Here is a 7,757-nt window from a genome sequence, read left to right as displayed (position 1 = left end):
ACCCCCTCCCGCAAGGGGAGGGGGCGTGATTCCTTTTTCCTCTCTCGCGACAGATGATCGTCAATTCGCCTCCTCCAGCGCCCGCGCCACCAGCGCGCGGGCCTTCTTCATGCTGGTGAGCGGCTCCTCGAAGGCGATGCGACGTAAATTCGTGCCGCGGCGCAGATCCACGCCCTCGGGATCGAGCCCCACCGCCTGCCATTGCTGCTCGTCGCGGCCTTCGTTGGCGGCGGCGAGGATCGCTTCCTCGGAATCACCGCAGCTCTGGCATTGCATCGCCGGCAGCAGCAGCTGATCGCGCTCGATCCATTCGATGCGCCCGAAGCCCGCCACCAGATGCGCGCGATCGAGCTCGATGCGATAGACATGGAAATCCTTGAAGCCGGCATAAAGCGCCGCCGAGGGATGGCGCGCGATGAAGCGGCGCTTCGATTGTGGATCCTCGGTCAGGCGGGTGCGACCGATGAGCGTGGCGCGCGGGCCGGTCAGCACATCCTTGTGGCCGCCGGTCCCGTCGACCAGCAGGCTCACATGCGGATTGCCGACGATATTGTGCGTGTGCTGCGCCAGCTTCGACAGCAGCAGGATCGGCGTGCCGTCGACATCGGCCGCGACCAGGACCAGCGAGGCATAGGGCCAGGAGCCTTCGATCGCACCGCCTTCGAGGCGGGTGGCGAGAGCCGCCTTGACCGCCTCGCGCAGCAATCGGCGTGCGAGCTGCCCCGGGGTTTCGGCGCTGCCAGACGTCTCGGCGCCGTCCGCTGGGGTCGCGTTCAACGCCCCACCTCGGATGTCGGAATCGAAAGGGATTTGACGTTATTTTCGCGAGCGTCAGGCCTGCTGACTCGTCGGATGGACATGGCAACTCCCGAGCGGTTGAGCGGCTGAGGAAGGTGGCCCGGTCACCAACATGGCAAAGTCGGGGCAAACACCTCGAAAATCGAGCATTTCGTCTCGGAATTGCCTTGGCAAGCGCCAAAATGGCGCCATATTCCACCACGACAACCAGGGGCGTCGCATTTCGGCCGTCAAGCGGCCCAGAACAAGGCTGGGACTGGTTCGCTGGCGGGGACCCGATCAACGCTTTAGACTTGCTCCTGGGGGAAGATACAAGCCATGGCTCAGACGATCGCGCTGGTCGATGACGACCGCAACATCCTCACCTCGGTCCAGATCACGCTGGAAGCCGAAGGTTTCAACGTGCGCACTTATACCGACGGGGCCGAGGCCCTGCGCGCGCTGACCGCGCAGCCGGTGGATCTCGCCATCCTCGACATCAAGATGCCGCGCATGGACGGCATGGAGCTGCTGGAGCGGCTGCGCCGCACCAGCGACCTGCCGGTGATCTTCCTGACCTCGAAGGACGACGAGGTCGACGAGATCATGGGCCTGCGCATGGGCGCCGACGACTACATCAAGAAGCCCTTCTCGCAGCGCCTGCTGATCGAGCGCATCCGCACGCTGCTGCGGCGCGAGACGCTGGTGCGCGAGGCGGAGGCTTCGCCGCAGGGTGCGGGCAATCCCGAGAGCATCGTGCGCGGCGAGCTGGTCATGGATCCGATGCGCCATGCCTGCACCTGGAAGGGCCAGGCGGTGCAGCTGACGGTGACCGAGTTCCTGCTGCTGAAGGCGCTGGCGCAGCGCCCCGGCCATGTGAAGAGCCGCGACCAGCTGATGGACGCGGCCTATGGCGAGCATATCTATGTCGACGACCGGACCATCGACAGCCATGTCAAAAGGCTGCGCAAGAAATTCAAATCGTCCGATGGCGAGTTCCAGATGATCGAGACGCTCTATGGCGTCGGTTATCGATATCGCGAGAACTGATCGGGCCGGAGACCTCCGACGCTGCTGAGATCACTGTCACGCTACCGGCCGGCGCCCATCGATCCGATCCTTCATGTCGGCGGAGCCTGAGTTCCGGGCCTCGCGGCCCGAGCGCGGCCCCGACCGCGACAGCGATCCTCCGCTGGTGGCGAACCGCGATTCCGGCCCGGGCGTTCCGCGCTTGGACGGCGTCCGGGCGTTCGAAGCCGACCGGCCCGCGGGCAAGGCGAAGCCCGAGGCGCGCCGGCCCCAGGCCCCCGATCCCGATATCGCGAAGCCGCCGGGCAAGCGCGAGCCCGATGCGGCCACCAAGGCCGCCATCCGCCGCCGCCGTCGGCGCCGTCGGCGTCTGTCGCCGCTCACGCGGCGCATCCTCGCCCTCAATGTGCTGGCGATCGCCATCCCGGTCGCGGGCCTCCTCTATCTCAGCGACTATCGCGACGATCTGGTGAACTCGCAGCTGGCCGGCTTGCGCACCCAAGCCGAGCTCTTCGCCGGCGCGCTCGGCACCAGCGGCGTCGTGACCGGGCCTTTGGGCGAGGAGAAGATCCTCCCTGAGACCACGCGCCACACGGTGCGACGGCTGGTCGACGTCTCGAAGGTGCGGGCGCGCCTGTTCGATTCCGACGGCATCCTGCTGGCGGACAGTTTCAAGCTGGTCGGGCCTTCCGGCCAGGTCGATATCGAAGTGCTGCCGCCCCAGGAGCAGCATAATCTCTTCGGCAATCTGGTGGCCGATATCTATGACTGGGTGATCGCGCAGCTGCCGGGCAACCGGCGCATGCCGCTCTATCGCGAGGCGGCGGACCAGAAGGCCGAGGATTATCCCGAGGCGGAACGGGCGCTTCAGGGCGAGACCGCGGAGATGGTCCGCAGCAACGGCGCCGGCGGCATGATCCTCTCGGTCGCGGTCCCGGTGCAGCGCTACCGCCAGGTGCTGGGCGCGCTGATGGTCTCGACCGACGGGCGCGAGATCGAGGATTCGCTGCGCCGGGTGCGGCTCGGCATTCTCAAGGTCTTCGCGGTGGCGGCCGGCATCACGACGCTGCTCTCGCTCTATCTCGCCGGCACCATCGCCCGCCCCATCCATCGCCTGGCCGAAGCGGCCGACCGCGTGCGCCGCGTGCCCGGGCGCCAGGTGGCGATTCCCGATTTCGGCAAGCGCAAGGACGAGATCGGCGATCTGGCCGAGGCGCTGCGCGACATGACCAACGCCCTCTGGCAGCGGATGGATGCGATCGAGCGCTTCGCCGCCGACGTGGCGCATGAGATCAAGAATCCGCTGACCTCGCTGCGAAGCGCGGTCGAGACGGTGGCGCGCATCGAGGATCCGGTGCAGCAGAAGAAGCTGATGAGCATCATTCTCGACGATGTGCAGCGGCTCAACCGCCTGATCACCGACATCTCCGACGCCTCGCGTCTCGATGCGGAATTGTCGCGCGCGGAGAGCGAGCCGATCGATCTACCGCGCCTGCTGCAGGCGCTGGCCGATCTCCATGAGAACACGATCGGCCAGGAGGGTCCGCGGCTGGTGCTGGATCTCGCCGAGCGTCAGGGTCTCGAGGTGATGGGGATCGAGAGCCGCTTGGTTCAGGTGTTGCGCAATCTCATCGCCAATGCGGTTTCCTTCAGTCCGCCCGACGGGCGCATCCGTCTCGCCTGCGGCAGGCAGGGCGAGATGGTGCGGATTCTCGTGGAGGATGGCGGCCCGGGCATTCCGCCCGGCAAGCTCGAGGCGATCTTCGAGCGCTTCTATAGCGAGCGGCCGAAGTCCGAGAAATTCGGCGCCCATTCGGGCCTCGGCCTCTCGATCTCCAAGCAGATCGTCGAGGCGCAGGGCGGGCGGATCTGGGCGGAGAACATCGAGGACGCGCATGGCGAGATTCTGGGCGCGCGCTTCGTGATTCTGTTGCCCGCCCGCGAACGCCAGCCGCGCGACCGTCAACCGCGCGACCGCCAGTCCCGCGACTGGCAGCGCTGAGCCGGCGGCGATGACGCGCGGCGCTGGAGCTTCGGCCGACGCGATCGATGTCCACGCCTCCGCGGTCGCGATCGAAGGCCGCGCCGTGCTGCTGCGCGGTCCCTCGGGCAGCGGCAAATCGGATCTGGCCCTGCGGCTGGTCGATGGGGGCGCGCGGCTCATCGGCGACGACCGGGTGCGGATCGAGCGGCGAGGGACCGCCCTCTGGGCCCTGACCCCGCCGGGGATTCCCGAGGCGCTGCGTCACAAGATCGAAATCCGGGGACTCGGCATCGCCGACCTTCCTGGCCTGGTGGAAGCGCCGCTGACGCTGGTGGTCGATCTGGTGCCGGGTCCGGCGCCGGAACGGCTGCCCGCGGCGCAAAACTGTCATTATCTGGGGGTCGGCCTGCCTTTGATCGCCCTCGATCCCTTTGCCGCTTCGGCCGCCGCCAAGCTGCGGCTTGCGGTCAAGCTCGGCCCCGGGTCTATAATCCCACCCCCATGACCCAACAGGCAGCGCCCGAGGCGCCAGCTTCTACCGAGGGCGGGCATGCATCGACCGCATCCCGCCCGGAGCGCCTGCCGGTGGTGCTGGTGACCGGATTGTCCGGTGCCGGCCATACCACCGCGCTCAAGATCCTCGAGGATCTCGGTTACGAGGCCGTCGATAATCTGCCCCTGACCCTGATGGACGGGCTTGCCGGCGGCAAGCTGGCGCGTCCGCTCGCGGTCGGCGTGGACAGCCGCACCCGCGACTTCTCGGCGGAAGCCCTGATCGAGCGGCTGCATTTGCTGACCGACGATCCGGCCCTCGAGGTGAAGCTCCTGTTTCTTGACTGCCGCGACGAAGTCCTGAGCCGGCGCTTCACCGAGACGCGGCGGCGCCATCCGCTGGCGCTCGACCGGCCCGTGGCCGACGGCATCCGCCAGGAACGCGAGCTGCTCGATCCCTTGCGCGAACGCGCCGATCTCGTGGTCGACAGCACCGATCTCGCCATCGGCGATTTGAAACATCTGCTGCAGGGCCATTTCCGGATCCGTTCGGCACCTGCGGCCGCGATCACGGTGATGTCCTTCTCCTATCGCCATGGGTTGCCGCGCGAGGCCGACCTGGTATTCGACGCGCGCTTCTTGACCAATCCGCATTATCGCGACGAGCTGCGCCCGCTCAGCGGCAGGGACGAGCCGGTCGCAACGTTCATCACGGCCGATCCCGCCTGGAATCCCTTCTTCGCGGCGCTCGGCAATCTGCTCCTGCCGCTGCTGCCGCGATTCGAGCGGGAGGGCAAGAGCTATCTGACCTTGGCCATCGGATGTACCGGCGGCCGTCACCGTTCGGTCTTTACCGCCGAGCGTCTGGCCCAGTGGTTGCGCGAGCAGGGGCGTCATGTCAGCTTGCGCCACCGCGATCTCGACCGGGGGGCCGGAGCAGATCGATGAAGGCGGCAGGATCGAGCATGGGGTGGGGAAAAGCAGCATGATCGGCATGGTGTTGGTGACGCATGGTCGATTGGCCGAGGAGTTCGTCTCGGCGCTCGAGCATGTCGTCGGCAAGCAGAAGAACATCGCGGCCATCTGCATCGGCCCGGATGACGACATGGAACGCCGCCGCCAGGAGATTCTCGACCAGGTGGCCAAGGTCGACAGCGGCGAGGGCGTGGTGCTCCTGACAGACATGTTCGGCGGCACGCCGTCCAATCTCGCGATCTCGGTGCTCGATCGCGCCAATGTCGAGGTGATCGCCGGCGTCAATCTGCCGATGCTGATCAAGCTCGCCTCGATCCGGAGCACGCAGAAACTGCCGGCCGCGGTCGCCGCGGCCCAGGAAGCCGGCCGCAAATATATCAACGTCGCCTCGCAGCTGCTCGCCGGTGCCGGTCAATGAATTCCGGCCTGGCCTCGGGCACAGCACCGCTGTCGGCCTATGCGGAGATCCGCAACCAGCGGGGACTGCATGCGCGCGCCGCCGCGAAGTTCGTGCAGGCGCTGAGCGCCTTTCAAGCCGACATCGTCGTCGTCAAAGGCGATATGGAAGTCTCGGGGCGCTCCATCATGGGATTGATGATGCTGGCGGCGGGCCCGGGTTCGGTGATCGAGATCCGCGCATCGGGCCCCGATGCCGTCGCCGCCCTGGGAGCGCTCGAATCCCTGATCGGACGCAAATTCGATGAAGACTGAACGCGAACGCCCCTCCAAGCCCCGCAAGCGCGCGACTCCCTCCAAATCCGAACTGGTGTTCGAGGGGTTGGGCGTCTCGCCCGGAATCGCCGTCGGCCCGGCCCATGTGGTCGAGGGCGGCTCGGTGCATGTGCCCGAATACCGTATCGAGCCGGAGCAGATCGAGGCCGAGCGGGCGCGCTTCTCCGCCGCCGTCAACAAGGCGCAGAAGCAGCTGGTCAAGCTCAAGGCCAAATCGACCAACCTGCCGGGCACGGCGGCCGAGGAAATCGGCTTCCTGCTCGATGCGCATCTGCAGATGCTGACCGGCTCGCGTGTCGTGCGCGGGGTCGAGAAGCTGATCGAGGAGGGACTCAACGCCGAGGCGTCCGTTCAGGCCGAGATCTCGAAAGTCGCGCAGGATTTCGCGGCCCTCGACGATGCCTATCTGGCGGCGCGCGCCCAGGACATTCGCGAGGTCGGCGACCGGCTGATCCGCAACCTGACCCAGACGCCCTATGAAGCCTTCTCCCATCTCATGCCCGGCAGCATCATCGTCGGCGAGGAGCTGACGCCGGCCGATACGGCCCTCATGAATCCCGACATGGTCGGCGGTCTGGCCGCGGTGCTGGGCGGTGCGGAGAGCCATACCTCGATCATGGCGCGTTCGCTGGGCCTGCCGGCGGTGTTGGGCGTGGCCGGACTGATCGGCAATGTCCGCAGCGGCGATGTCATCGCGATCGACGGCGATGCGGGGCGCGTCTATCTCAACCCCAGTCCGAAGACCCTGGCGCTGCTGAAGGTGCGCCATGCGGAGGACGAGAAGGAAGAGCGGCTGCTCTCGCGGCTGAAGAAGCTGCCGGCGATCACGCGCGACGGAATCAATATCGGCCTGCAAGCCAATCTCGAGCTGCCGCGCGAGCTCGAGATGGCGGTCGATTCAGGGGCCGAGGGGATCGGGCTCCTGCGCACCGAATTCCTCTATATGAACCGCGACGACCTGCCCGACGAAGAAGAGCAATACAAGGTGCTGGTCGAGTTGATTGATGGGCTGCATGGCCGCCCCATCACGGCGCGCACGCTCGATGTCGGCGCCGATAAGCTCGCCTATTCGCTGGCGGCGCATCTGGGCGGCGGCATCAATCCGGCGCTGGGTCTGCGCGCGATCCGGCTTTCGTTGCGCGAGCGCTCGCTGCTCGAGACCCAGCTCGGGGCGATGATCCGGGCCGGCGCGCACGGGCCGTTGCGCATCCTGCTGCCGATGATCTCGACCCTGATCGAGATCCGCCAGGTGCGCGAGGTGCTGGACAAGGTGGTGCGCCGGCTCCACCGCCGCCGCATCAAGATCGCCGATCCGCTGCCGCCGATCGGCGTCATGATCGAGGTGCCCGGCGCTGCCTTGTCGGCCGATGCCTTCGCGCAGATCGTCGATTTCTTCGCCATCGGCACCAACGACCTCACCATGTACACGCTCGCCATCGACCGCGGCGAGGAGCAGGTGGCGCATCTCTATAACCCGCTCCATCCGGCGGTGCTGCGCCTGATCCAGTTCGCGACCGAGGCCGCCTTGCGCGCGCGCATTCCGGTCAGCGTCTGCGGCGAGATCGCGGGCGACCCGCGCTACACGCCGCTGCTGCTGGGGCTCGGCATCCGCGAGCTGTCGATGGCGGCGACGGCGCTTCCCCGCGTCAAGCAGCGCATCCGCGATCTCGATCTGGTGGCGGCGACGCGCTGCGCCAGCACGATCATGGACCAGTCCGATCCCGGCCGGATCGCCGCCTTGCTGGACGATTTCAACACGCTGGCATAA

8 protein-coding genes are annotated in these 7,757 nt (G+C 67.1%); 7 read left to right on the top strand and 1 reads right to left on the bottom strand.

Annotation, left to right across the window (positions count from 1 at the left end; all coding sequences use genetic code 11):
• Positions 1 to 60: 60 nt before the first annotated feature.
• The gene (locus ACREE8_RS04885; protein WP_431571854.1) at positions 61 to 777 is read right to left on the bottom strand and encodes a HugZ family protein; all 717 of its coding nucleotides are present in this window, start codon (positions 775 to 777) and stop codon (positions 61 to 63) included.
• Positions 778 to 1,116: 339 nt separating this feature from the next.
• Here ACREE8_RS04885 and ACREE8_RS04880 point away from each other — a divergent pair, with 339 nt between their 5' ends.
• The 7 genes from ACREE8_RS04880 (at position 1,117) to ptsP (ending at position 7,757) form a co-directional block, all read left to right on the top strand.
• Entirely contained in the window at positions 1,117 to 1,827 is a 711-nt protein-coding gene (locus ACREE8_RS04880) for a response regulator transcription factor (protein ID WP_151175368.1), read from the top strand.
• A gap of 73 nt (positions 1,828 to 1,900) precedes the next feature.
• Positions 1,901 to 3,808, top strand: a complete 1,908-nt coding sequence (locus ACREE8_RS04875; protein WP_431571853.1) for a stimulus-sensing domain-containing protein — start codon at positions 1,901 to 1,903, stop codon at positions 3,806 to 3,808.
• 10 nt (positions 3,809 to 3,818) lie between these two features.
• Positions 3,819 to 4,295 carry an HPr kinase/phosphorylase gene (locus ACREE8_RS04870; RefSeq protein WP_431571852.1) on the top strand — a complete coding sequence of 159 codons (477 nt, stop codon included), beginning with the start codon at positions 3,819 to 3,821 and terminating at the stop codon, positions 4,293 to 4,295.
• The gene (rapZ, locus tag ACREE8_RS04865; RefSeq protein ID WP_431571851.1) at positions 4,292 to 5,230 is read left to right on the top strand and encodes an RNase adapter RapZ; all 939 of its coding nucleotides are present in this window, start codon (positions 4,292 to 4,294) and stop codon (positions 5,228 to 5,230) included. Before ACREE8_RS04870 ends, rapZ begins: the two co-directional genes overlap by 4 nt.
• 37 nt (positions 5,231 to 5,267) lie before the next feature.
• On the top strand, positions 5,268 to 5,675 hold the full coding sequence (locus ACREE8_RS04860; RefSeq protein WP_431571856.1) for a PTS sugar transporter subunit IIA: 408 nt from the start codon (positions 5,268 to 5,270) through the stop codon (positions 5,673 to 5,675).
• The gene (locus ACREE8_RS04855) at positions 5,672 to 5,968 is read left to right on the top strand and encodes an HPr family phosphocarrier protein (protein WP_431571850.1); all 297 of its coding nucleotides are present in this window, start codon (positions 5,672 to 5,674) and stop codon (positions 5,966 to 5,968) included. The genes ACREE8_RS04860 and ACREE8_RS04855 overlap by 4 nt, the downstream gene beginning before the upstream one ends.
• The gene (ptsP, locus tag ACREE8_RS04850) at positions 5,958 to 7,757 is read left to right on the top strand and encodes a phosphoenolpyruvate--protein phosphotransferase (protein WP_431571849.1); all 1,800 of its coding nucleotides are present in this window, start codon (positions 5,958 to 5,960) and stop codon (positions 7,755 to 7,757) included. Before ACREE8_RS04855 ends, ptsP begins: the two co-directional genes overlap by 11 nt.

The sequence above is a fragment of the Hypericibacter sp. genome, from assembly GCF_050729195.1.
Classification (GTDB): Bacteria; Pseudomonadota; Alphaproteobacteria; order Dongiales; family Dongiaceae; genus Hypericibacter.
The sequence above is the reverse complement of the archived record's forward strand: the minus strand, read 5'-3'. Positions and strand labels throughout refer to the sequence as shown.